The organism is Pseudarthrobacter sp. PH31-O2, from assembly GCF_030063265.1.
Taxonomy (GTDB): domain Bacteria; phylum Actinomycetota; class Actinomycetes; order Actinomycetales; family Micrococcaceae; genus Arthrobacter.
Genome location: NZ_JASIST010000004.1, coordinates 84,335 through 109,880, shown reverse-complemented (window position 1 = coordinate 109,880; position 25,546 = coordinate 84,335). Strand labels below are relative to the sequence as shown.

Annotated in this window: 16 protein-coding genes; 13 read left to right on the top strand and 3 right to left on the bottom strand. The window is 68.1% G+C overall.

Annotated elements, in window-relative coordinates; translation table 11 throughout:
* Positions 1–14: 14 nt before the first annotated feature.
* From rarD to QMG72_RS08100, 4 genes are all read left to right on the top strand, one after another.
* Positions 15–1,040 carry an EamA family transporter RarD gene (rarD, locus tag QMG72_RS08115; protein WP_282358532.1) on the top strand — a complete coding sequence of 342 codons (1,026 nt, stop codon included), beginning with the start codon at positions 15–17 and terminating at the stop codon, positions 1,038–1,040.
* Between the two features lie 113 nt (positions 1,041–1,153).
* Positions 1,154–1,558 (top strand): DUF7793 family protein, encoded by a 405-nt coding sequence (locus QMG72_RS08110; protein WP_226776176.1) that lies wholly within the window; start codon positions 1,154–1,156, stop codon positions 1,556–1,558.
* Entirely contained in the window at positions 1,545–3,137 is a 1,593-nt protein-coding gene (locus QMG72_RS08105; RefSeq protein ID WP_283480242.1) for a putative bifunctional diguanylate cyclase/phosphodiesterase, read from the top strand. The genes QMG72_RS08110 and QMG72_RS08105 overlap by 14 nt, the downstream gene beginning before the upstream one ends.
* Positions 3,137–3,952: a class I SAM-dependent methyltransferase gene (locus QMG72_RS08100; protein ID WP_283480241.1), complete on the top strand. Its 816-nt coding sequence runs from the start codon at positions 3,137–3,139 to the stop codon at positions 3,950–3,952. Before QMG72_RS08105 ends, QMG72_RS08100 begins: the two co-directional genes overlap by 1 nt.
* 51 nt (positions 3,953–4,003) lie before the next feature.
* Here the strand turns inward: QMG72_RS08100 and QMG72_RS08095 are convergent, their stop codons facing one another.
* The 3 genes from QMG72_RS08095 to QMG72_RS08085 form a co-directional block, all read right to left on the bottom strand.
* Positions 4,004–4,876 (bottom strand): universal stress protein, encoded by an 873-nt coding sequence (locus QMG72_RS08095; protein WP_226776173.1) that lies wholly within the window; start codon positions 4,874–4,876, stop codon positions 4,004–4,006.
* 271 nt (positions 4,877–5,147) lie between these two features.
* Entirely contained in the window at positions 5,148–6,503 is a 1,356-nt protein-coding gene (gene gabT, locus QMG72_RS08090) for a 4-aminobutyrate--2-oxoglutarate transaminase (RefSeq protein ID WP_282358540.1), read from the bottom strand.
* Positions 6,504–6,555: 52 nt separating this feature from the next.
* On the bottom strand, positions 6,556–7,986 hold the full coding sequence (locus QMG72_RS08085) for a gamma-aminobutyraldehyde dehydrogenase (protein ID WP_282358541.1): 1,431 nt from the start codon (positions 7,984–7,986) through the stop codon (positions 6,556–6,558).
* A 143-nt stretch (positions 7,987–8,129) separates the two neighbouring features.
* Here QMG72_RS08085 and QMG72_RS08080 point away from each other — a divergent pair, with 143 nt between their 5' ends.
* The 9 genes from QMG72_RS08080 to QMG72_RS08040 all read left to right on the top strand — a co-directional run bounded on the left by QMG72_RS08080 (position 8,130) and on the right by QMG72_RS08040 (position 25,492).
* Positions 8,130–9,572: a PucR family transcriptional regulator gene (locus QMG72_RS08080; protein ID WP_226775682.1), complete on the top strand. Its 1,443-nt coding sequence runs from the start codon at positions 8,130–8,132 to the stop codon at positions 9,570–9,572.
* Between the two features lie 110 nt (positions 9,573–9,682).
* Positions 9,683–9,940 (top strand): hypothetical protein, encoded by a 258-nt coding sequence (locus QMG72_RS08075; protein ID WP_226775683.1) that lies wholly within the window; start codon positions 9,683–9,685, stop codon positions 9,938–9,940.
* Positions 9,941–10,066: 126 nt separating this feature from the next.
* Positions 10,067–20,644 carry a non-ribosomal peptide synthetase gene (locus QMG72_RS08070; protein WP_283480239.1) on the top strand — a complete coding sequence of 3,526 codons (10,578 nt, stop codon included), beginning with the start codon at positions 10,067–10,069 and terminating at the stop codon, positions 20,642–20,644.
* Positions 20,645–20,707: 63 nt separating this feature from the next.
* Positions 20,708–20,920: an MbtH family protein gene (locus QMG72_RS08065; protein WP_226759692.1), complete on the top strand. Its 213-nt coding sequence runs from the start codon at positions 20,708–20,710 to the stop codon at positions 20,918–20,920.
* Positions 20,917–21,915 (top strand): ATP-binding cassette domain-containing protein, encoded by a 999-nt coding sequence (locus tag QMG72_RS08060; protein ID WP_283480238.1) that lies wholly within the window; start codon positions 20,917–20,919, stop codon positions 21,913–21,915. The genes QMG72_RS08065 and QMG72_RS08060 overlap by 4 nt, the downstream gene beginning before the upstream one ends.
* Positions 21,912–22,712 (top strand): ABC transporter permease, encoded by an 801-nt coding sequence (locus QMG72_RS08055; RefSeq protein ID WP_226775686.1) that lies wholly within the window; start codon positions 21,912–21,914, stop codon positions 22,710–22,712. Before QMG72_RS08060 ends, QMG72_RS08055 begins: the two co-directional genes overlap by 4 nt.
* On the top strand, positions 22,709–23,518 hold the full coding sequence (locus QMG72_RS08050) for a 4'-phosphopantetheinyl transferase family protein (protein WP_282358557.1): 810 nt from the start codon (positions 22,709–22,711) through the stop codon (positions 23,516–23,518). The genes QMG72_RS08055 and QMG72_RS08050 overlap by 4 nt, the downstream gene beginning before the upstream one ends.
* On the top strand, positions 23,511–24,815 hold the full coding sequence (locus QMG72_RS08045) for an MFS transporter (RefSeq protein ID WP_226775688.1): 1,305 nt from the start codon (positions 23,511–23,513) through the stop codon (positions 24,813–24,815). The genes QMG72_RS08050 and QMG72_RS08045 overlap by 8 nt, the downstream gene beginning before the upstream one ends.
* Positions 24,812–25,492, top strand: a complete 681-nt coding sequence (locus QMG72_RS08040) for a FadR/GntR family transcriptional regulator (protein WP_283480237.1) — start codon at positions 24,812–24,814, stop codon at positions 25,490–25,492. Before QMG72_RS08045 ends, QMG72_RS08040 begins: the two co-directional genes overlap by 4 nt.
* Positions 25,493–25,546 lie beyond the last annotated feature (54 nt).

Below are 25,546 nucleotides of genomic sequence, written 5' to 3'. Positions count from 1 at the left end.
GTGTTATTGATCTTGTGCCTACCCCCGATGGATCCCCCGCCCCCACGTCTCTGACGACCAGGGGCGCTGCTGCCCCCGGCGGGGGTGCCCCGCAGCATGCCCCGGCAGCTCTCAAGGCAGTAGACACGGACACCACGGCGGGAATTGTCTTTGGGATCGGCGCGTACGGCCTGTGGGGGCTGATGCCGCTCTACTTCTTCCTGCTGCAGCCCGCCGGTGCGGTGGAGATCGTGGCGAACCGGGTGCTCTGGTCGCTTATTTTCTGCGTCCTGCTGATCACTGTCACCCGTTCCTGGCGGGTCCTGGCGGCCGCCTTCCGGAACCGCACCATCATCTTCCCGCTCGTCATGGCCGCTGTGCTGATCGCCGTCAATTGGCTGACCTATGTCTACGGCGTAACCACCGGACAGGCCGTTGAAGCCTCATTGGGGTACTTCATCAACCCGCTCGTCTCGGTGCTGTTGGGTGTGGTGGTGCTCAAAGAGAAGCTGCGGCCGCTGCAGTGGTCCGCCGTCGGAATCGGTTTCATCGCCGTGGGCGTCCTCACGGTCTCCTACGGCAAACTGCCGTGGATCGCGTTGACTCTTGCGCTGAGCTTTGGCCTGTATGGTTTCGTCAAAAAGCGCGTCGGTCCACGCGTTGATGCGATTACCAGCCTCTCGATCGAGACGATTGTGCTGGCGCCGGTGGCCGCGGCCGCCTTGATCGTCCTGGCGCTGACCGGCGCTGCGACGCTGACAACCAACGGGTCCGGGCACTTCTGGCTCCTCGCCGCCTCGGGCATCATTACCGCCGTGCCGTTGCTGTTCTTCGGAGCCTCCGCCAGGCGCCTGCCGATGACGACCATCGGCCTGCTGCAGTACTTCGCCCCCGTGCTGCAGTTCATCGTGGCACTCGCCGTGTTCCACGAACCCATGACCACAGACCGCTGGATCGGTTTCGGCGTGGTGTGGCTGGCGCTGCTGGTACTGACGGTGGACATGCTGCTGACCGCACGGAAGAACTCCGTACTGCGCAAACGGGCGCGCGCGGCTGCCTGATCCCGGAACCTGGGGACCCGCCACGGGCCGGCGGGGGCCGGGCCGATGCTCGCGATGGGTGTTCCGGTGCGTTATTGTCATGGCATTGGACGCATTAAGTTGGAAGCTGAGGTATGCCCGTGCCTGACCGGGATTTTGAAACCCCAGGCGGGTCGTTGATCGAATCCCTTGAGTTCGACCACGGCGGCATTCTGCGGCTCGTCTGGCGGCGGGGGGTCAGCATCGACGGCGCCGGCGCCCAGTTGGCCATGGACCGTGTTAACGAACTGTGCCGGGGGCTGCCGCGTCCGCTCCTGATCGATATGGCCACCACAAATTCTGTGAGCAGGCCGGCGAGGGCCGTGTTTTCGCGACCCTGCGACGCGTCGGCCATCGCCCTGCTTGGTTCCTCCCCCGTTGACCGTGTCCTTGCCAATTTTTTCCTCGGCGTCCACGCGGCACCGGTTCCGACGAAGTTCTTCACCAGCCAGGATGAGGCTGTCAACTGGTTGATGACGCGGGCCGATGCTCGCGAGTAACGACGACTGGCGGCTCGAACAACTGGTAGCAGGCATCGTCGTCCTCTCCTCCGGGGATCTGTCGAACCGGCTGGAGACTTCCCCTGCCCGGGACGGCATTGATGCCGTCACTACCGGCATCAATTTGCTCGCCGAAGAGCTCCAAAGCATGTATGACAGCCTGGAAGTCCGGGTCGCCGAACGCACGGCGCTGCTGGAAGACGCCAAGGCGGACCTGCGCCGGGTCTTCAACACCGATGAACTGACAGGCTTGGCGAGCCGGTCGCTGCTGCGGGAGACAATCTCCCGCTCCGCCCTTGCGGCCGGGGAATCCTGCCGCCCGCCCGCGCTGATCCTGGTGGACCTGGATGCCTTCAGATTGGTCAACGACAGCCTGGGAAATGCTGCGGGGGACAGCGTCCTGGTGGAAATCGCCCGGCGCCTGAGGTCCGCCGCCGACGGGCAGCATCTTGTGGCCCGGCTCAGCGGAGACGAATTCGCCGTGCTGGTCAGGGACTGCGACCCCGAGTCCGTGCTGCAGCTCGCCGCCCGCCTCGTGACGGCCACCGAGGCAGCCATCCCGGCGGGCGGAATCACCGTAAACGTCACGACAGGAACAGGCGTAAGGTTCGGCGAGTCCGGGCTCCGAGCCGACGAACTCATCCGGGACGCCAACATTGCCTTGCACGAGGCGAAAAAACTGGGCCGCAACAAGTTGCAGGTTTTTTCCCCGGCCATGCACGAGACCGCGAAGGCGCGGGTCCATCTCGTCACGGAAGTACGGACCGCGATCGCCGCCGGCGAGTTTGAGCTGCACTACCAGCCAATCGTCGACCTGCGCACGGGCGGTGTCGCCGGAGCCGAGGCCCTGATCCGCTGGCGGCATCCGAGCCGGGGGCTGCTGGCGCCCGCTTCGTTCCTCGCCTCGGCGGAAGAAAGCGGCCTGACCGTGGAAATAGGCCGCTGGGTATTGGACCAGGCCATCGCACAGGCCGGCCGCTGGCGGACCGCACCGGGCCTTCCCGAAGATTTCCGCATCCATGTCAACCTGTCAGCTGTGGAACTCCACCACAGCGACCTGGCCGGGTACGTCCAAGGCCTGCTCGCGAAGTACGGGGTGGTGCCGGAACATCTCGCGATCGAAATAACCGAAACGGCGATCATGAGCGGCGGACCGGAAGTCTCCCGAACCATGGAAGCGCTCACCGGGCTCGGCATTCCCCTGGAGATTGACGACTTCGGCACTGGCTATTCGTCCATCAGCTACCTGCGGACCCTGCCGGCCCTGCACGCGAAAATCGACAAGTCACTCATCGATGGCCTGGTGCAGGACAGCCAACAGGAAGAATTCGTCGCTGCAATCCTGCAGTTGATCCACTCGGCGGGCCTTGGCGCCGTAGCCGAGGGAATCGAGCACCGGGAACAGGCAGAGAAGCTCAAGGAAATGAAGTGCGAATTCGGGCAGGGCTATTTCTTCAGCCGGCCTCTTGCGGTGGCTGATATGACGGCACTTCTTGCCGCCGGTGATCTGCACTGCTTCGCGTCCCCGGCCGGCAGCCGGGAGGGCCAGGGACGTCGCCGAGCGGACGCACCAACGTAATGGTCCGGCTGCCGGATGCACTGGCCAAATCCACCGACACCCTTCGGCTTGTGGTCCGGGTGGCCGCCCTGTCCCTCAGGTTCCCCCGGCACCCTAATAGCCTCTGGGACGAATTTTGGCGCGGTGTTGCGGCAGGTTCGCTGCGTGAGGCCGTCATCTGGGAAGCCAACGCGGAGGGAGAAATGGGCCAGCACCTTGCTCGTCTGGCCGGTCTGCTGGATACCGGGCTCCCAATCGTCGACCTCGGCTGTGGCACCGGGGCCCCGTCCCGGCGGCTCGCCGAGCTGTTTCCCGCAGTCGTCGGAGCCGACGTTTCGCCCGGAGCCGTGGCCGCCGCCACCTCGGCCAGCGCTGGGGTGCCGCACCTCAGATTCGTTGTCCTGGACGCTACGGACCCGGAAGCCGTCACTGGCCTTGCAGTCAATCTGGGCGAAGCAAACGTCTTTGTGCGCGGTGTGTTCCATGTCCTGAGCCCACGCCGCCAGGCTGCGTTGGCGCGGGCCATCGAACCGCTGCTGGGAACCCACGGCCGGATCTACCTGGTCGAGTCGAACGTCCCCGGCGGGGCCCTCGACTATCTGCGCGGGCTGGGTGCCACCGGACGTGCCATCCCCGCGCCCCTGAGGCAGGCCATCGCGACCCTTCCTAAACCGGGCCATTTTGGTGCACAGCAACGGGGCCGGGCGTTCCCTGCCGGGCACTGGACGGTGTTTGCGGACGGCGCGACAACCCTGGAGACAGCACCCATGCAGGACGGCGGTTCCGGCGTCACGATCCCGGCCTACTGGGCGGTTCTGGGCAAACGGCACAGCTAGCGGCCGGCCCCGGCCCGCGACGGCTCTGGCTGCGGCGGGCCGGGCCAGGTGTTAGTCCGTAGGGCTGGTGTTGACCCGTACGTAGTCGCGCGGGACCACCACCATGGGAACCGGCAGGGCCAACAGTACTTTGTGTGCCGTGCTGCCAATGAACAGTTTATTCTTCTCCGCCAAGCGGGAGGAGCCCACGATCAGGATCTCGCCCTCGTCCCATTCGAGGTCGTCGATCGCCTCCTCAATGGAGCGCCCGTGGGCAACTTCAACGCTTACCTGGTGCCCCGCCGGCAGCCGGCCGGCGGCCGCGGTGAGAACGGTATTGGCATGCACGTGCGCCGCATTGATGTTTTCGCCGCCGATCCCTTCGGCGTCGAGTTCCACGAGGGAAACCAGCCGCAGCGGGACGCCGCGGCGTTCAGCGGATTCGATCGACACCTCGATCGCCGCATCCGCCCCGCTGCGCTGGCCCACCGCGAGGGTCAGCCGCGTGATCGCTTCGGTCCGGCGGTAACCGCGCGGGGCCAGCGCCACCGGAACCGGAGAGGCATGGAGCAGGGCGTTGGCAGCACTGCCGATGGTGTAACGCTTAAACAGCCCGGCGCTGGCGGCACCAACAACGATCAGGCCGGCCCTGTATTCCAGGGCCGCGTCGATGAGGCCTGCGGCGTGCGAATCGGCTTGGCGGACATGGAACCGGGCCTCGATGTCCTTGGGTACAAGGGACAGGCCCTCCCGTTCGGCCCGGAGTACTTCCTGCTCGGCTGCGCTGATACGGCTGCCCTCAGGGTTCATCGCGACATAGGGCGTTCGCCGGTCCACCACGTAGACCAGGTCAAGGTGCGCGCCCTGGGCGCGGGCCATGGCGGAGGCCAGGGCCACGGCGTCAGCGCCGCGTTCGCTGGGAGTGTAGCCGACTACGTATCGCATGTATGAACCCCTTATGGGTCTGTGGCAGAAGCCAGCCTTGCTCCGGGGGTCCCGGGCGACGTCGGCCGGTCTGCGTTCCTGCAGTGGTAGGAACGACTCTAGCCCAGCAGGACCCGAATTGGCCGGGATGGTCAGCGGGATTTGGCGCCGCGCCCGGCAACGCTCCGATCCGACGCCGGGCGCGGCCCGGATTAACCCAGCAGGGCCCCGGACCGTGGTCCGGGGCCCTGCTGTTGTCCGGCCGGGGTTGTTGTCCGGCGGGCCGGATCCGTTAAGCGTTCGCCTTGACGGCGGCGGCCAGCACCTGGAGTCCGTCCAGCAGGAGCTCGTCGCTGATGACCAGCGGCGGCAGCAGGCGGATAACGTTCCCGTACGTGCCACAGGTCAGGATGATGACGCCCTCCTTCAGGCAGGCTGCGGCGACGGCCTTGGTCAGCTCCGGGTTCGGCTCCTTGGAGCCGGCCTGGACAAGTTCTATCGCCAGCATCGCACCGCGTCCGCGGACCTCACCGATCACTGGCTGTTCAGCGGCGAGTTCGCGCAGTTTGCCGAGCGCGATCCCCTCGATGTGCTTGGCCCGGGCGTTCAGGCCGTACTGTTCCATCGAGCCGATCGACGCCAGCGCCGCAGCGCAGGCCACCGGGTTGCCGCCGTAGGTGCCGCCGAGGCCGCCGGGGTGGACGGCGTCCAGCAGCTCCGCCCGGCCGGTGATCGCGGAGAGCGGCATGCCGCCGGCAATGCCCTTGGCCATGGTGATGATGTCCGGGATAACGCCTTCGTGGTTGACGGCAAACCATTCACCCGTGCGGCAGAAGCCGGACTGGACTTCGTCGGCGATGAAGACGATGCCCTTGTCCTTGGCCCAGGCGGCAAGAGCCGGCAGGAAACCCTCGGCCGGGACGATAAAGCCGCCCTCGCCCTGGATCGGTTCGATGATGATCGCGGCGACCTGGTCCCCGCCGATCTGCTTTTCGATCATCGTGATGGCGCGCTTGGCGGCCTCGGCACCGGTGATCCCCGGGTTTTCCTCGCGGAAGGGGTAGCTCATAGGCATCCGGTAGACCTCGGGCGCGAACGGGCCGAAGTTGGTCTTGTACGGCATGGCCTTGGCGGTCAGTGCCATCGTCAGGTTGGTCCGGCCGTGATAGGCGTGGTCGAACGCGACGACCGCGTCACGGCCGGTGGCCAGGCGTGCCACCTTGACGGCGTTTTCCACGGCTTCGGCACCTGAGTTGAACAGCACGGTGCGCTTCTCGTGGTCGCCCGGGGTGAGTCGGTTCAGCTGCTCCGCGACGGCGACGTAACCTTCGTAGGGGGTGACCATAAAGCAGGTGTGGGTGAAGTGCTCCACGGCTTCCTTGACCGCGCCGACGACGGCCGGGTCAGAGGCGCCGACGGAAGTTACGGCGATGCCGGAGCCGAGGTCGATGAAGGAGTTGCCGTCGACGTCGTGGATGATCCCGCCGTCGGCATCGGCAACGAAGACCGGGACGCTGGAGGCGACGCCGGCAGCGACGACGGCCTTGCGGCGCTCGGTCAGGGCGAGGGACTTGGGTCCCGGAAAGTCGGCCTGGACGCGGCGCTTTTGCTCCAGACGGTACGTGATGTCATGTGCGGTGATGGTCATGGGAAAGCCTTTCTAAGCGTGAAGTGGGGGCTAAGCCGGGCGGGCGGGTGAGTTAGGCGTCGAGCGCGCTCATCACGTGCTTGATGCGGGTGTAGTCTTCGACGCCGTACATGGAGAGGTCCTTGCCGTAGCCGGAGTGCTTGAAGCCGCCGTGCGGCATCTCGGCGGTGAGCATGATGTGCGTGTTGATCCAGACGGCGCCAAAATCAAGGTCCCGGCTGACGCGCATGGCCGTGCCGTGGTCGGTTGTCCAAACGCTGGAGGCGAGGGCGTAGTCGACGTCGTTGGCCAGCTCCACGGCCTCGTCCTCGGTGCTGAACTTCTGCACCGTGATGACCGGGCCGAACGTTTCCTTCTGCACAATGTCATCGCTCTGCCTGGCGCCCGTGACGATCGTGGGCTCGAAGAAGAATCCCTTCTCACCCGCCCGGTGGCCGCCGGTCTCGATCCGGCAGTTCGCCGGCAGGTGGTCCACAACTGCGGTGACGGCGTTGAAATGGTTGACGTTGTTGAGCGGGCCGAAGTAGTTCTCTTCATCGTTCTGAGAACCTGTGCGCAGGGTCTTGGTGTGTTCGACCATGGCTGCAACAACGTCGTCGTGGACGTCTTCCTGGACCAGGACGCGGGTGATCGCGGTGCAGTCCTGGCCGGCGTTGAAGAACGCAAATTCGGCGATGGCCGCGGCGCTCTTCTTCAGGTCGGCGTCTTTGAACACGATGGCCGGGGCCTTGCCGCCAAGTTCCAGGTGGGCGCGCTTGAGGCCCTTCGCGGCACCGGACGCGACCGCGATGCCGGCGCGGACGGAGCCGGTGATCGAGACCAGGCCGGGGACCTTGTGCTCGACCATCAGGGCGCCGGTCTCGCCGGTGCCCAGCACAACATTAAGCACGCCCGCCGGGAAGATGCCGCCGGCGAGGCGGGCCAGCACGAGGGTGGATTCCGGCGTGGTGTCCGAAGGCTTGAGTACCACGGTGTTGCCCGCGGCCAGGGCCGGCCCGATTTTCCAGATCGCCATCAGGAACGGGTAGTTCCAGGGTGCAACCTGCGCGACTACGCCGATAGGTTCGCGCCGCACGTAGGACGTGTGGCCCTCGAAGTATTCTCCGGCGGACTTGCCCTCCATAATGCGGGCGGCACCGGCGAAGAACCGCAACTGGTCCGCCCCGGCGGCAACTTCCTCGGCGGCGATCAGGGACCGGACCTGTCCGGTGTTCCGGTGCTGTGCTTCGACGAGTTCGTCGCTGTTGGCCTCGACGGCATCAGCGAGCTTAAGCAGCATCAGCTGGCGCTGGCCCGGCGTCACATGCTTCCAGGTCTTGAAGGCATCATTCGCGGCGGTCATCGCGGCGTCGACGTCGGCCTGGACCGAAATCGGGGAGATGGCAACGACGTCCCCGTTCGTGGGGTTGACGATGTCCAGTACCCCGGTTCCGGCCGGGGTAACAAACTCGCCGTTGATGAAGTTCTGCAAGGTTTGAACCACGGTGTACAACCTCTTTCACGCTGAAAGGACCCAATGAGACTGCTCCGAGCCTATGCCAGCGGTGCACACCAGGGAATAGTCACCTGCACACCATTCCAGCGTGATTTTAGTGCGCTTGCCCAGCCCCCGGTTATCCTGAAGTTATGGCCATTTCACTCGCTGCTCTGTTGGGGGTTCCGTCCCTCAAACTCGCCAAGGCCGGCCTCGCCGAGACCACCTGGCACCAGGACATTGCCTGGGTGGCCGTTACCGAACAGGAAGATCCGCAGCGGTTCCTCAACGGCGGCGAGCTGGTCCTCACCACCGGCATGCGCCTCAAAAGCGCCCCGGAACAGCGCCGCTTCGTCCGTCAGGTCCAGCGCGCCGGGGCGGTAGGCATCGGCTTTGGGATCGGCCTGACGCACGAGGCCGTGCCGCAGGCACTGATCGCCGAAGCCAACCGGTGGGGCCTGCCGGTGGTGGCGGTCCCGTATGAGACGCCGTTTATTGCGATCGGCAAGCTGGTCGCCGATGCCCAGTCCGCCGACCATTTCACCAAGCTGGAACGGCTCATTGCCGGGCACCAGATCCTGGCCCGCGCCCTGCTTACCGGCGGCGGCCTCGCCGAACTGCTCAAGCACCTCGGATCCATGCTGCGGACAGAGATCGTGCTGACCCAGTTCACCGCGCAGCTTTACAGCAGCGAGCCCGGTCACGCGGCGCCCAGCGCCGAAGGCTGGGCATCCTTCCCGATTCCCACCGGCCGCCGCGACGCCTGCACCCTGTGGGTGCGGCAGCCGTTTGAGGACTCCGGGATTGTGGGCTATGCCCAGAACCTGATCAGCGTCGAGCTCAACAACATGGTCAAACAGCGGCAGTCCCAGCGCGCGCTGGCGGGCCAGGTCCTCGAGGATGTAATCCACGGGACCCTGGAGGCCAATGAGGCCACCCGGCGGCTGGCCGGAATCGGCATCAACAGCACCCGCAGGAACGTTGTGCTGCTGGCAGAATCGGCCGCCCACCCCAAACAACTGGTCACCTCCTCCCTGCCGCAGCCGCTGGAAGGGTCGATCAGCGCCGTCGTCGGCAAGGATCTGGTGGCCGTGGTCCCCGACGACGGTTCCGGCGCCGGGGCCCTGGCCCGCAGCCTCAGCGATCATCTGGCCGAAGCCGGAATCCACGCGACGATCGGGATCGGCGGAGCCTACACAAAACCCAACGGGCTGCGCTGGAGCTATTTCGAGGCCCGTGACGCGGCAAGCCACGGCCTGCCCGTGAACGAACCTGAGCGGCTGAGCCTAACCTCGCTGCTGCTGGCCAGCGAGGATGTGCCGCTGGCGGACATGGCGAACGAGTCCCTCAACCCGCTCCGGAGCTTTGATGCCGCCCACGGCGCCGAGCTGTTGCCCACGCTCGAGAGCTACCTGAACAACAACGGCTCGGTGGCGGCCGTGGCCGAGGAGCTCACGCTGCACCGGAACACGGTCCGCTACCGGCTTGCCCAGATCACCGAACTCACCGGCTACGACCCGGCTCAGACCTCGGACCGTGTGCAGCTGTGGCTTGCGCTGGCCGTGCAGCGTCTGGGCGCCCGCCACTCGGGCTAAGCACGGCCCCCGGCCGGTGCCGACCCATCCGCGTTCCCGACGGGTCCGAATAGCCCTATGGCACCTTTTTGGTGCGTTGAAACCGTACGGCTACCTAACTGGAGATGAACGTGAATAAGACCCTCAAGACCGCTACCCGGATCGCCGCAGGATCAGCACTGGCATTCTCCGCCTTCGCCGTCACGTCAATGCCGGCCCAGGCCGCCACCGCCCCTGACACCACGGCCGTGAGCAGCAGCCCGGCATCGAACAACCACTTCACCTTCGGTCCGTTGTTTGAAGGCGGGCTTATCAACGGCCCCCTGGTGGACGGCCCCCTGGTGGACACCGGTGTGATCGGACCTTTCCAGTTCGGCCAGTTCCAGTAAACCTCCCCTGACCCCGTCAGTCCGGCCGTCCGGCCGCCCTGGCGGGGTCATCCCGTCTGAGCCCGCGGCGCGGGCCGCTTCGCTGTGCCCTGAACGCGCCCACCTCGAAAGATACCGAGAAGGAACATGTCCCCGAATCCTCTGAACGCCCAGCCCAACACCTCCGGCGGCCGGCTGGATCTGAGTCCCGCGCAGCGGGGCATCTGGTACGCGCAGCGGCTGGCGCCGGAGAATCCGATGTACCAGATCGGGCAGTTCGTCGAGATTGAGGGAACGCTTGAGGTGCCGGTGCTGGCCGAGGCGCTGGCCCGGGCCGTGGCGGAAACCGATGCCCTCAATGTGGCCTTCGGCGAGGACCATGCAGGTCCGTTCCAGCTGCCGCGGTCCAACCCGGCCGGACTGGACGTCACGGATCTTAGCGGCGCCAACGACCCCGAGGCCCAAGCCCGGATGCTGATGGACTCGGACCTGGGCTTCCCCCGCGATGTCATCACCGATGAGCTGCTGCACACCGAACTGATCAGGATTTCCGACCAGCGGCACTTCTTCTACCAGCGCGTGCACCACCTGATGCTGGACGGCTACTCGGCCGTGCTGGTGCTCAAGCGCGTGGCAGAGCTTTATCAGGGCCTGCTGGGGGGCTCCGACGGCAATGGCGCCGGGCGTGACCGGCCGCGGGCCTTCGGCGCCTTGCCCGAGCTGCTGGCCGCCGAGAGCGACTACGCAGAATCAGCGACCGCCGACGCTGACCGCAGCTTTTGGAAAGACCAGCTGCAGGGCGCTTCGGCCGCAACAGGACTCGCCGGCCGGCCGACGGGTACGGCCAGTTCGCTGGTCCGCGCCACCAGGACGCTGCCGCCCACGGCCGTCGCCGCGCTGGCCTCAGCCACCGGATCCGCACCTGCCCAGATCCTCACAACGGCAGCCCTTTACCTGCACCGGATCACCGGCGAACGCGAGGTCTCCGTGGCACTGCCGGTGACCGCGCGCCGCGGCCAACTGGCGAAATCCACGCCGTCCATGCTCTCCAACATCCTGCCGATCCGGATCGGCGTCGAACCCGGCGCGACAGTGCGGGATACCGTCAGCGCCATGGGCGCCACCCTGCGCGGCGCCCTCATCCACCAGCGCGCCCGCTTCGAGGACCTGAATGCCCAGAGCGGCTACCGCGGCCCCTCGGTGAATATCCTGCCCGTCCTGGAAAACATCAGTTTTGGCCCGGCCCGCGGCACCATGAACATTCTCTCCACCGGCCCCATCGATGACCTCTCCATCATCATCCACGGCCTGGCCGGCGGTTCGGCGCCCGAGGGCGGTTCCCGCGGCAAAGCGGCGCCCACCGTCCAGTTCGAAGCCAACGCGGCGCTCTACAGCACATCGGAACTGCAGGAGCATCTGGAGCGCTTCGTCCGGCTCCTCGACGCCGTAGCTACCGAGCCCGAGTCGCTTCTGGCCTCACTGTCGGTGACCACCGCAGCCGAAGAACTTTCGCTGCTGGCGGCCGGGGAGGCCGGGGACGCGGACCTTCCCGGGCACACCATAGTGGAGGAGTTCCGGCTCAACGCCCGCGAGTCCGGCCCCCGGACCGCCGTCGTGGCGCCCGACGGCGAACTGACCTTCGGCGAGCTCGAATCGCGGTCGAACCAGCTGGCCAGGTTCCTCAGCAGCCACGGGGCGGGCCCCGGGCAGACCGTTGCCGTCCGGCTGGGCCGCAGCGTCCTGCTGCCCGTCGCAATCCTGGCGATCCTGAAATCCGGCGCCGCATACCTGCCGCTGGACCCGGACTACCCGGCGGGCCGGGTCGAGGGCATGCTCGAAGATGCCGCGCCGGTCCGGCTGCTGACGTCCGGAGCCTTCACCGGCGACGCGTCCGAGCATGCCGACCTCGCCACGGATGTACCCGTCACTGTGCTCGATGCCGCCCTGATGGTGTCCTGCCTGGACGGCAAGGACGCATCACCGCTTCCGTGCCCGGCCGGCCAGCAGGATCTCGCGTACGTCATCTTTACCTCCGGTTCCACCGGCCGGCCCAAAGGCGTCGGCGTCGAGCATCTGGCCCTGCTGAACCTTTACACCTCGCACCGGGAGAGCATCTTCGCCCCCGCAGAAGAGCGGCTGGGGCGGAAGTTGCGGGTCGCGCACACCGCAGGGTTGTCCTTTGACGCCTCCTGGGACCCCATCCTCTGGCTCATCGCCGGACATGAACTGCATCTGGTGGACAACCAGACCCGCCGGGACCCGGAAGCCCTCAGCAGCTACCTGGCCGGCACCGGCATCGACTCGATCGAAACCACCCCGTCCTTCGCCAAGGTGCTGCTGGCCGGGGGCTTGTTCGACCAGGCCGCCCACCCATCCGTGGTGGCCCTGGGCGGCGAAGCCGTCGACCCGCCGCTGTGGAGCGCCCTCGCCGAGAAGGAAGGGCTCGTGGCCTACAACTTCTACGGCCCCACGGAGACGACTGTCGATTCCCTCACCGCCGTGATGTCCCCCGGCACGGAACCGACCCTCGGTGACTCCGTAGCCAACAGCCGGCACTACATCCTGGACTCCGGCCTGAACCCGGTTCCCGTCAACGCCATCGGTGAGCTCTACGTCGCCGGCATCAACCTGGCCCGCGGCTACCTTGACCAGCCCGGGCTCAGCGCCGAACGCTTCGTCGCCGACCCGTTCGTTCCGGACGGCTCCCGGATGTACCGGACCGGCGACGTCGTCCGGCGCCTGCCGGACGGCACCCTGGAATTCCGCGGCCGGATGGACGCCCAGGTCAAGATCCGCGGTTTCCGGATCGAGCTCGCCGAAATCGAGGAAGCGCTCCGCGGCCTCGACGGGGTGGAACACGCCGCCGTCGCCGTCACGAAGAACCGCGCCGGCTACGACCAGCTGCTCGGCTATGTCACCGCGGCCGGACCGGACGGAACCACACTGGACACGGCCGGACTCCGGCACGCAGTCCGCCGGCAGCTGCCGGATTATATGGTGCCCACCGCCGTGCAGCAGATCCCCGACATCCCGCTGACCGCCAACGGCAAACTGGACTCCCGGGCCCTTCCTGCTCCGCAGCAGGAAACCGCCGTCTCGACGCCACGCAATGAGCGGGAACGGATCGTAGCCGATGCCTTTAAGGAGGTCCTGGGCCTCGACGCCGTCGGCGTGGACGACGACTTTTTTGAACTCGGCGGCCACTCGCTGCTGGCGACCCGGCTCGTGGCACTGCTGCGGGACCGGACCGGGGTCGCACCGGCGCTGCGCACGGTTTTTGAACAGGCCACCGTGGCTGCCCTCGCCGGCACCCTTGAGTTGGGAGCCAACAACGCCCACCCGCTCAAGCCCGCCGACCGCCCGGCCGTTGTGCCGCTGTCCTTCGCCCAGCGCAGGCTGTGGTTCCTGAACCGCTTCGATCCGGAGTCCGGCGCCTACAACATCCCTGTGGTGCTGGACCTCAAAGGCACCCTGGACGTCCCGGCGCTTTATGCTGCGATCAACAGGCTGGCCGGACGCCACGAAACACTGCGGACGGTTTTTCCGCTGATCGACGGTGAACCCGCCCAGCAGATCCTGCCCGACGGCGAGCGGCCGGTGGAACTGCTGGCTGTCCAGTGCAGCGCCGAAGGACTGCCGGGCGCCCTCGCAGCGGAAACCCGCCGCGGCTTCGACGTCACACGCGAACTGCCGCTGCGCGCCGTGCTGTTCCAGCTGGCGCCGGAGCACCACGTATTGGCCATCACACTGCATCACATTGCCGCAGACGGCTGGTCCCTGGCACCGCTCGCGCAGGATCTCTCGCTCGCCTACAACGCCCTCGCCTCGGGCGCGGACACCGCACTGGCGCCGCTGCCGGTGCAATACGCCGACTACACGCTGTGGCAGCGCGGCGAACTGGGCAGCGAAGCTGACCCGACGAGTGCCATCTCCCGCCAGCTGGAGTTCTGGACCCGCGAACTGCGCGGCGCTCCGGAGGAACTCCGGCTGCCGTTCGACTTCATCCGGGGCGCGCACAGCGCCGCCGGACCGGCGTCGTCAGTTCCCCTGACCATCCGTCCGGAAACCAGCGCCCGGCTAAACGCGCTGGCACGCGAACACAACGCCAGCCTCTTTATGGTGCTGCAGGCCGCGCTCGCGGCCCTGCTCACCAAGTCCGGCGCGGGAGAGGACATCCCGCTCGGCACCCCCGTGGCCGGCCGCACGGACACCCAGCTCAACGAGCTGGTGGGCTTCTTCGTCAACACCCTGGTGCTGCGGACCAACACCTCCGGAAATCCCACCGCGGCGGAGCTCGTGGAAAGTGTCAGGTACACAAACCTGCACGCCTACGCCAACCAGGACGCGCCCTTTGAGCGTGTGGTCGAGGAGCTCAACCCGGCCCGGTCCCAGCACCGCCACCCCCTGTTCCAGGTGATGCTCACGCTGCAGAACACTGCGGCTGCCGGGCTGAACATGAACGGGCTCGATGCCACCGCGGACCTGAGCCAGGAACCGGGCGGGGCTAAATTCGACCTGCTGCTGGACCTGGTGGAAGCTGCCACCGATGAGGACGGGCCCGCGGCCACCGGCATCCGCGGCTCACTCGCCTACAACCCCGCGTTGTTCGCCCGGTCCACCGTCGAGCAGCTCGTGGCAGGGTACGTAGCAGTGATCGAGCAGTTCGCCGCAGATCCCGGGATCACGCTGGACCGGCTGCGGATCCAGTCCCCCGAGCAGCACCAGCTCGCCCTGGCACACAGCCTGAGTGCAGGGGCACCCGGGTCCGGCGACTTCGGCCCGGAAACCGTCGTGGATGCCCTCCGCGCCACGATGGCACGGACTCCGAACGCGCCGGCACTCGTGGACGCCACCGGGGCCATGAGTTTCGCCCGGCTCGATGCCCGGGTCCGGGCCCTCGCCGCCGGACTGATGGCCTCCGGTGTGGGCCCTGGCGACCGGGTCGCCGTTGCCCTGCCGCGCACTGCCGACGTTGTGACTGCGGCCCTCGCGGTACTGGCCGCCGGCGCCGTCTACATCCCCGTGGACCTTTCCTACCCGCAGGAGCGGATCCGGGTGATCCTTGAAGACGGCGCTCCCGCCGTCGTCATCTCCGCCGCACCGTCCGCGGCGGACCGCGGCACCGACGGCCCGCGGCACCTCGACGTCGGCACGCTGCTGGCGGCGGGTGCCGAGGTCACCGACGCGGACCTGGCACAGCGCCGCCCGGCCGCCGGCGACCTCGCCTACGTGCTCTACACCTCCGGTTCCACCGGGCGACCCAAGGGCGTCGCCGTGCCGCACGGCGCACTGGCCAACCTGTACCGGCACCACCACCGCACACTGTACGTACCGCGCTTCCAGGCCGCCGGTCCGGACGGTACCGTGTCCGTGGCCCATATCGCCGGGCTTGGCTTCGACGCCGCCTGGGACCCGATGCTGTGGCTGATCGCCGGCGCGGAGCTCCACATCGTGGCTGACGAGGTCCGCAGCGACGCCGAATCACTCGCTGGCTACTGCCGCAGCCACGGCATCGACGTGCTGGAAACGACGCCGTCCTACGCCGGCCAGCTTCTGCACAGCGGCCTGCTCGACCCGGCCCGGGACCAGCCGCTGCTCCTCGCCCTTGGCGGCGAGGCTGTGACGGCCGAGCTGTGGACGCAGCTGGCCTCGACTCCCGAGGTCGCGGCCCATAACTTCTACGGTCCCACTGAGTTCACTGTGGACTCGGTGACCGCTGAGATCAGCGGCGGCTCACCGTCCATCGGCCGTGGCATCGCCAATACGGACACCTTTGTCCTGGACCCGTACCTGGCGCTGGCTCCGGCAGGCGTGCCGGGCGAGCTGTACCTTGCCGGTCCCGGCATGGCACGCGGCTACGACCGGCGCCCCGCCGAGACGGCCTGCCGTTTTGTGGCCAACCCCTTCGCCGCCGACGGCAGCCGGATGTACCGCACCGGCGACCTGGTCCGCCGGGCACCGGATGGCTCCCTGGAGTTCCTCTCCCGCACGGACGAACAGGTCAAGGTCCGCGGTTTCCGGATCGAACTCGGCGAAATTGAGGCCGCGCTGGCCTCCCACCCGCAGCTTGACCGCGCGGTAGCCGTGGCCGACGGCGAGCCGGCCCACCGTGTGGTGGCCTACTACACGGGGAGCGCCGGAGCCGAGGATCTGCGCGAGCTGGCCGCCGGCAAGCTGCCCGACTACATGGTGCCGTCCGTCTTTATGCAGTTGTCCGCGATTCCCCTGACGCCGCACGGCAAGCTGGACCGCAAAGCCCTGCCGGCTCCCTCCGCGGGCACCGGCGCGGGCTCCGGGGCCGCTCCCGAGACCGCTGACGAACGCACCATGTGCGGGATCTTCGCCGATGTCTTGGGCGTTGCTGAGGTCTCGATGGGCGATGACTTCTTCGTCCTGGGCGGACACTCCCTGCTCGCCGTCTCGATGATGGGCGGAATCCGCGACGCCTTTGGCACCGAACTTCCGCTGCGTATGCTCTTCAACGAGCCCACACCGGCCGGGCTGCTCTCGGCAGTGCACCGGCAGACCGGTACCCCGGGGACCGAAGCTTCCGCGGCGGCGCCGGCAACGGCGCCGGGCTCCGGGCAGCGGGAGCCGGCCGCTGAGCCGGTCTCCCTCACGGAATGGCTGGCAAACAACGATTCTGCCCGCAATGCCCGGCCGGAGCTCTCGTACGCCCAGTCCCGGATGTGGTTCCTCAACCAGCTGGATCCGGGCTCGGCCGACTACAACATCTCCCTGGCGGTGCGTCTGACCGGTGAACTCGACGAACAGGCACTGGCCGCCGCCGTCGGCGCGCTGTTCCGGCGCCACGACGTCCTCCGGACCATCTACCCGGAGACCGGCGGAGTTCCGGAGCAGCTGGTCCTGGACCCCTCTGACGCCACCCACGGCGCGGGCATGCACCTGACCGTCAATCCGCCCGCGGCGCGCGACGCAGTCCCTGCCCTGCTGCGGGACGACGCAGAGCACGGCTTTGATGTCCGCTCCGAGCTGCCGCTGCGGGCGAGGTTGATCCCCGTCCGCTCAGCCGGCTCACCGGAGTGGGTCCTGCACCTTGTGATGCACCACATCGCAAGCGACGGGGCGTCCCTGGCCCCGCTGGCGCGGGACCTCTCTGCCGCCTACACGGCCGCCCGCGGCCAGGGCCCGGCCGCCGCTCCGGCACCCCTGCCCCTGCAGTACGCCGACTACGCCCACTGGCAGCGGCAACAGCTCGACGGGAGCGCCCTTACGGCCAAACTGGACCACTGGCGCCGCACCCTGGCCGGGATCCCCGCAGAGCTGATGCTGCCGGCGGACCACCGCAGGCCCCGCGAGTCACGCCAGCCCGGCCGGCAGCTGGGCTTCCTGCTCGGTGCGGACAGCGTCACTGCACTGAACGCCCTGGCCTCGGCATCGAACGCCAGCCTGTTTATGGCGCTCCACGCCGCCTTGGCCGCTTTCCTGCACCGCAGCGGCGCCGGCGAGGATCTGGTGATTGGTTCCCCCACCGCCGGACGGACGGACCCCGCCCTGCGCGAGCTGGTCGGCTTCTTCGTCAACACCCTGCCGCTGCGCGTGGAGGCCGCCGGAGACCCCAGCCTGCGGACCATGCTCGGCCGCTCGCGGGAAGGCATCCTGGATGCCTTCGACCATAACGACGTACCGTTCGAACGGCTCGTCGAGGCCGTCAACCCGGACCGTGAACTGGGACGCCACCCGCTGTTCCAGACCATGCTCACCGTGGACACCGGGGCTCCTGCCGTTCCGCAACTGCCCGGAGTCCGGGTGGAAGCCGAACCCGAAACAGGGTCGGGCGAGGCGAAATTCGACCTCTCCTTTACGTTCCGGCCCGACGGCGGAAACGGCGGACTGGCCGGCACGCTGGACTACAACGCTGCGATGTTTGAGGACGCCACGGCCCGGCGCCTGGCCGCCAGTTTCGGCCGGTTCCTGGAGCTCGCCGCAGCTTCCCCGGACACCCCGGTTTCGCTGCTGGGCCTGATCGGGACTGCGGAAGCTGGCGCCCTGATGAAGGTCACCGCCGGATCCCGCTCGGATCCGTCTGCGGAAGACCCCGAACCCGGAATCCTGGCGGCGTTCGCCGCCACGGTCCGGGCGACGCCGGACGCCGCAGCGGTGGTCGCGGCCGATGGCACCCTGAGCTTTGCCGGACTTGCCGCCTCGGCATCCCGGATCGCGGCCGCACTCACCGGGACAGGTGTCAGCCGCGGCGACGTTGTATCCGTGCTGCTCCCCCGCTCACGGGCAACGCTTGAGGGCATGTTCGGTGTACTGGCCGCCGGCGCCGTCTACAACCCGATCGACACCGAATACCCGGACGAGCGCGCCTCGGCAATCATCGCGGACGCTGCCCCGCCGGTCATCCTGACCAGCCGCAGCGTGGCCGCCCGGGTGGAGCAAATCCTCGCCGGGCTGACGGTCCGGCCCCGGGTGCTGGTCCTGGAAGACCTGGCGGCAGTGACGGAACCGGAGAAGGAACCCGGCCGGGACACCGTCGCCGCCGCGCTGGCAGCGTTTGCCGTTCCGGAGCCGCGCGAGCTGGCCTATGTGATCTTCACATCCGGTTCCACCGGCCGGCCGAAAGGCGTCGAGATCAGCCATGGCGCCCTGGCTGCCCTGCTCGGATCGCACCGCGAGACCCTGCTGTCCGGCCTCGGACACCGCCGGGCCGCGCACACCACGGGCGTTGGCTTCGACGCCTCCTGGGACCCGATCCTGTGGATGGTGGCGGGCCACGAGCTGCACCTGATCGACGACGAGACCCGCCGCGACGCGCAGCAGCTGGCCGCCTACTTCGCAGCGCATGGCATCAACGCGTGGGAGACCACCCCCGGCTATCTCCGGCAGCTCCTGGCCGAGCCGGAATTCACCCGGCTGCTCGAGGCGCACACCCCCGGCGGCGACGAGGCGGAACGTTTTAGCCTGGCCCTCGGCGGGGAGGCCTTCGACGCAGGACTGTGGAACACAGTTGCCGCACACCGCGGCGTCCAAGCCTGGAACCTCTACGGACCTACCGAAGCCACCGTGGATACCGTGCTGGCCCGGGTTGGCGGGACCGGCGAGCCGGTGCTGGGCAGCCCCACCGCGGGCACCCGGCTTTACGTCCTGGACGACCGGTTGCAGCACACCCTTCCCGGCGCGGCCGGCGAGCTCTACATCGCCGGCCGCCAACTGGCCCGCGGCTACCGCGGCCGTCCGGAGCTGACGGCCGAGCGTTTTATTGCGGATCCCTTCACCGGCGGCGGCGAACGTATGTACCGCACCGGCGACCTGGTCTTCCGGCACGCCGACGGCCGGCTGGTATTTGCCGGCCGCAACGATGACCAGCTGAAGATCCGCGGCTTCAGGGTCGAACCCGGCGAAGTGGAGCAGGCCCTGCGCAGCGCCGCCGGCGTCAGCGCCGCCGTCGTCCGTGCCGTCGGCACCGACGGCGGCACGCGCCTGATCGGGTACGTCGTTCCGGCGGCACCCGGCCACGCGGCGGACTCCGCCGACGGCCCCGATGCCGGAACCCTGTCCGGGGAGGTCCGCGACCACGTACGGGGCCTGCTGCCGGACTACATGGTTCCCGCCGCCGTTGTGGTGATCGATGAGGTGCCGCTGACCCCGCACGGCAAGGTGGACACGGCCGCGCTGCCGGATCCCGGCAGCACGGCCCGCACTGCCGGGCGGGGTCCGCGGACGCCGCGGGAAAAAACCGTCGCGGCGATCTTCGCCGACGTGCTGTCCCTGGACCGGGCCGGCGTGGACGAATCGTTCTTCGAGCTCGGCGGCCACTCGTTCCTGGCCCGGCCGCTCATCGCCAAGGTCAACGCTGCACTGGGGACGGAGTTGACGGTCCAGTCGCTGTTCCGGGCGCCCACCGTCGAGGGCCTGCTCCGCGAGGCGTCCAAAGGTGCGCAGGAGAGCGCCGCGGACAGCCTGCGCCAACTGCTTCCGCTGCGGACCACCGGAACCAAGCTGCCGCTGTTTGCTGTGCACCCGGCATCCGGGATCAGCTGGGGCTATGCCTCCATGCTGGGCAAACTGGATCCGGAGCGGCCGTTGTTCGGACTCCAGATGCCCGGCATGGAACCGGGCCGCACCCACCCGATCGAGGCAGCAAACCTGACCGAACTGGCCGATGACTACATCGCCAAGCTCCGCTCCGTGCAGCCGGCGGGCCCCTACCATCTGATGGGGTGGTCCTTCGGCGGCCACCTCGTCCACCGGCTGGCCACCCGGCTGCAGGAACTCGGCGAGGAGGTGGCTTTCCTGGCCATCCTCGATGCCTTCCCCGGCAACCAGGAGGATAACACCAAGGTGGGTACAGGCCAAGCGCTCTGGGCCAGCTACCTCGAAGCGCAAGGCTATGAGCTGGGGGAACAGGACAAGGCCGGGCTCGACGGGCAACGCGCCCAGGAAATCCTGCGCGAACACCACAACCCGCTGGGCAGCGTCCCGTTGGACTCTGTCAACGCCATGGTGGGCAACTTCCCGCCGCTGGCGCGGCTGATCCGCCAGGAGCAGCCGCAGGTTTTCGACGGCGACCTGCTGTTCCTCCGGGCCACCCGCGAGGTGCCTGAAGGCACCCCCGGCACCGGTGCCTGGCAGCCGTTCATCAGCGGGACCATTACCGATGTTGCCGTGGACGAGCGTCACTCCCAGCTGCTCAGTGACCGGGCTCTCAGCGCAATTATGCCGGCACTGGCCATCCAACTGGGCAGCGGACCCGAATAACCAGTGATGCCTCAGCTCCAGTAGGGGGCTGTCCGAACGCCAGAACTGACAGGAAAGGTCAACGTGACGAATCCATTCGATGACAAGTCCGCAACGTTCTCCGTACTCGTGAACGAGTACCAGCAGCACTCCCTCTGGCCGGCTTTCGCGGCAGTGCCGCAGGGCTGGGTCACCATGTTTGGCCCGGACAGCCGGGAGGCCTGCCTCGACTACGTATCCCGGACCTGGACGGATATGGCGCCGCGCAAGGTCGCAGAACTCGCTACTGCGCAGTGATCCGGGTCGAGAACGTCAGCAAGAGTTTCGGCAGCTTCAAGGCCCTTGACGGGCTCACGCTGCGGGCCGGCGAAGGAACGGTGCTGGGACTGCTGGGACCAAACGGTTCCGGCAAGACCACCACCGTCAAGGTGCTCACCACCTTGTTGTCCCCTGACAGCGGCGACGCCCGGGTCGCCGGCCACTCGGTGCTCAGCCATCCGGAGCTGGTGCGGCGGAACCTGGGCCTGTCCGGCCAGTATGCCGCCGTGGACGAGAAACTAACGGCCTTCGAAAACCTGCACATGGTGGGCCGGCTCTACGGGATGAACCGACGGACCGCCACGGCCAGGGCACACGAACTCCTCGAGAGCTTCCGGCTCACCGACGTCGCAGGCAAACGCTCCGGGACGTTTTCCGGCGGCATGCGGCGCCGGCTGGACCTCGCCGGAGCCATAGTCGCCCGGCCCAAGGTCGTTGTACTGGACGAGCCCACCACCGGACTTGACCCGCGGGGCCGCCTCGATACCTGGGACGTTGTGTCCGGTCTTGTGGCGGACGGCACCACCGTGCTGCTCACCACCCAGTACCTCGAGGAGGCCGATCGGCTCGCAGACCACATCGCCGTCATTAACCACGGCCGCGTCATCGCGGAGGGGACCGCGACGGAACTGAAACAAAGCGCCGGATCCGAACGGATCGACGTCGTGATGCGCAACGCCGCCGACCTCGCCGCGGCGGCCGGGGTGCTGGAGCAGGCAGCGGGCCCGGGCTCACGGCCCGAGCTGGACCCGCAAAACCTGCGGATTTCCGTCGCCGCTCCCGAAGGCCACCGGTTGCTGGTCCGGGTGCTTTCAGAACTTGATGCCCGCGCCCTGCCGGTAGAGGAAGCATCGCTGCGCCGCCCCACCCTGGACGACGTCTTCCTGCAGCTGACCGGCCACGCCGCGGCGCCGGCCCCGCAAGACCGGATGCCGGACGTGCAGACGCCGGAGAAAGTCGAGGTGCCAGCATGAGCGCCATCGCCGCAGCCGCCCGCGACAGCTCCGTCATTGCCCGGCGCAACCTCATCAACGTAGTGCGCACGCCCGGAGCGCTGGTCACGGGAATCGTGCAGCCGGTGATGTTCGTCCTGCTGCTGGGCTTCGTCTTCGGCGGCACCCTCGGCGGGGACCAATACCGCAGCTACCTGATCGGCGGCATCCTGGCGCAGACCCTGACGTTTAACGCCTCCTTCACCGCGGTCTACCTGGCCAAGGATCTCCAGCTCGGGCTGATCGACCGCTTCCGCTCCCTGCCGATGTCCCGCGTGGCCGTAATCCTGGGCCGCACCTCCTCGGATCTGTCCACGAGCGTACTGTCCGTCGCCGTCACCCTGCTCTGCGGTCTCGCCATCGGCTGGCGGATCTCCACGGGGCCGGCATCCGCCCTGGCCGCCCTGGCCCTGTTGCTGCTGTTTGCCTTTGCCGTCTCCTGGATCGGGGCAGTCATTGCCCTGACCGCCCGCAGCGTTGAAGTCGCCCAAAGCCTCGGGCTTGTCTGGCTGTTCCCGGTCACCTTTGTGTCAGGCGCCTTTGTGTCCGTGACCTCCCTTCCGGGCCCGCTGCGGGTGATTGCCGAATGGAATCCTGTCACCGCCGTCGCCACTGCCGCCCGGGAGCTCTTCGGCAACACGGCACCGGCTGGATTCCTCACGCCGACCGGCTGGCCAGCGGAGAACGCGGTCCTGTACTCCGTGCTCTGCAGCATCGGGATCATCGCCGTTTTTGCCCCGCTGGCGATCGCCCAGTACCGCCGGATCAGCAAGCGATGATCGCGTCCGGGCACGGGCCCGCCGAGATCGGCTACCTCGTGGTCCCGTCACCCGCCGTCAGGGATGCCGCGGTAGAGGCCGGCCAGGGACTGTTCGCGGGCTTGTTCGGCGGCCTGGGCGCGTTCCTCTCGGCACCGGAACGTGAGGCCTCGCTCCGTTTCAGCCGCGCCGAGGACCGGCTGGACTACCCGGCGTCCCACGCCCTGTTCCGGCTGCTCGCAGCGTGGCGGCTGGGGCTCGAACCCGAAGACGCTGCCGGGCTGACCGTCCGGCGGACGTGCGCCGGCTGCGGCAGCACCACCCACGGCAAACCCTCGATCGAGGGCGTCGAATTGAGCATGTCGCGCAGCCACGGAACGGTGATGGCTGCTGCCGGTCCGGCTGGCGCCAGCCTCGGAGCGGACCTCGAAAGGGTGCCCGCCCGCGTGTTCGCCGGCTTCGACGAGTTCGCCGTCGCGCCGGAGGAACATCCCGGTCCGGATGGCCCAGAGCTGACCGACGCCGGGCGCATCCGGCTATGGGTGGCGAAGGAAGCCGCGCTGAAAGCGGCGGGCCTTGGCTTGGCCGTGGACCCCGCGGGCCTGCGGCTGGCCCCGGCCGGCCCCCGCGGGCACCTGAATGCGCAGAGCCCCACGAATCCAGCGGTCGATGGCCTCCTGGTCCGGCCCGTGCCGGCTCCCGACGGATACTCCGCCGCCATTGCGTCCGCCGCGGACCTGCCCGTCCGGGCCGTGCCGCTGGCCGAGATATTCGCCACTAAAAAGCTAGGTCCAAACGTCAAACGTCTAACCTTTAGGTATGGCTAGCAGCACGGCGTCTTCCGCCCTTCCCGAGACAGCACCTCCCGCCGTCGTGCGCTCACCGCGCGGCGTGGCGATCGCCGGAGTCATCGCGATTGTGCTGATCGGGCTGAACCTGCGCGCCGGCATCACCGGAGCCGCCGCCCTGCTGCATGACTTGCAGGAGGTCCTCGGCTACGGGCCGCTGACCGCCGCCATTATTCCCTCGATCCCCACGCTCTGTTTCGCCGTTGCCGGCGCCGCCACGTCCTGGCTGACCCGGCGGCTGGGACTCGAGAAAGCCATCCTGCTCTCCCTCGTGCTGCTCGCTGCCGGCCTGCTGGTCCGGGGCATCCCCTCCACCGGCATGCTGCTGGCAGGCACCGTCGTCGGGATGTCCGGACTGGCGATCTGCAACGTGGCGATGCCCTCCTTCATCCGGGTCCACTTCGCGCACCGGACATCGCTGATGACGGCGCTCTATACGGTGACCATGACCACTGGCGCCACCGCGGTTGCCGTGCTGATCGTTCCCGTGGCGCACCAGCTCGGCTCGCCCTCCGCCGGGGTCGGCGCGATCGGCTTCCTGGCCCTGGGCGCCTGCCTGGGTTTCCTGCCGATCGCCCTGCACGCGCACCGCAACGCACCCGGCATCAAGGCCGCCCCGGTGTCCCCCTGGCCGCTGTTACGGACCCGTACCGGCAGGCTCATTACCCTTGGGTTCACTGTCCAGGCCCTGCTGGCCTATTCGGTGCTGAGTTGGTTCCCCTACATGCTGGTCACGCTGGGCCTCTCCGCATCCGAGGGCGGGCTGATGTTCGGCCTGATGCAGCTCGTCTCGGTGCCCGCCGGCATGGTGCTCGTCGCGATCGGATCACGCCCGCGGATGCAACGGACCGCTTTCTACCTGGCCACTGTGACAATGGCCGCGGGTGTCCTGGCTATGCTCGTCCTGCCGCTGAGCTGGGCACCCGTCACCGCGGTACTGCTTGGCTTCGGGCTCGGCATCTTCCCGCTGGTGATGGTGATGATCAGCCGCAGCGGCCGCACCACTGCCGAAACCACCGCCTTGTCCACGGTTGCGCAGTCGGCCGGCTACCTGCTGGCGACGCTCGGCCCCTTCGGCATGGGCTTGCTGCACAGCGCCACGGGCGCCTGGACGCTCCCGTTGATCCTGCTGCTGGCCGTTGCCTTGGGCCAGATCGCCGTCGGGCATCTGCTGACCACCCTGCCGAAGGTTCCGCAGCGGAAGGAACTTCAGGACACTGAACTGCGGGCCGCCGGCACACCGGCCCGGCCTGATGCCGGCGAGGGACGGTCATGAGCCATACACCGTCCCATCGGCCGCCGCTAGTGGAGGAGGTCACCGCCAAGCTGCGCGGCCTGATCCACTCCGGCGAATGGCCGCTGCAACAGCGGATCCCGGCCGAACCCGAACTGATGGCCATGCTCGGAGTCTCGCGGGGAACCCTGCGGGAGGCCGTCAAGGCCCTGGCCCACGGCGGCATGCTCGATGTCCGGCGCGGGGACGGCACCTACGTCCGCGCCACCAGCGAGATCTCCGGCGCGGCCCAGCGCATGTACCTGGACCACTCGCAGGCTCACATCCTGGAGGTCCGGGTGGGGCTGGACACCCAGGCGGCCCGGCTTGCGGCCCGCCATGCAGCTGGCAGCGACGTCGTGGCGATGCGTGAAATGCTGACGGCGCGCCGTGAGTCCTGGCTGGCCGGCGACTACGCAGGCTGGGCCCGGGCGGACTGGGATTTCCATCTGCTGGTTGCGCAGGCATCGGGCAATCCGCTGCTGTACGAGCTGTACGCCAGCTTCGGCGCTGTTTTCCACGCCGGCCTGCTCCGCCAGCAGCAGCGCGGCGGCTTCAGCGGCCTCCCGCACGAAGGGCATGACGAACTTGTGGACGCAATCGCCGCACACGACGAAACTTCCGCCGTCGAGAGTGTGCACCGGAACCTGAACTCCTGCGCGGAGTGGATCCGGCAGTAACCGCACTGCAGCGCACAGGCCGCGGCCCCGGCACGGGCTTCCGGAGCCCCCGCC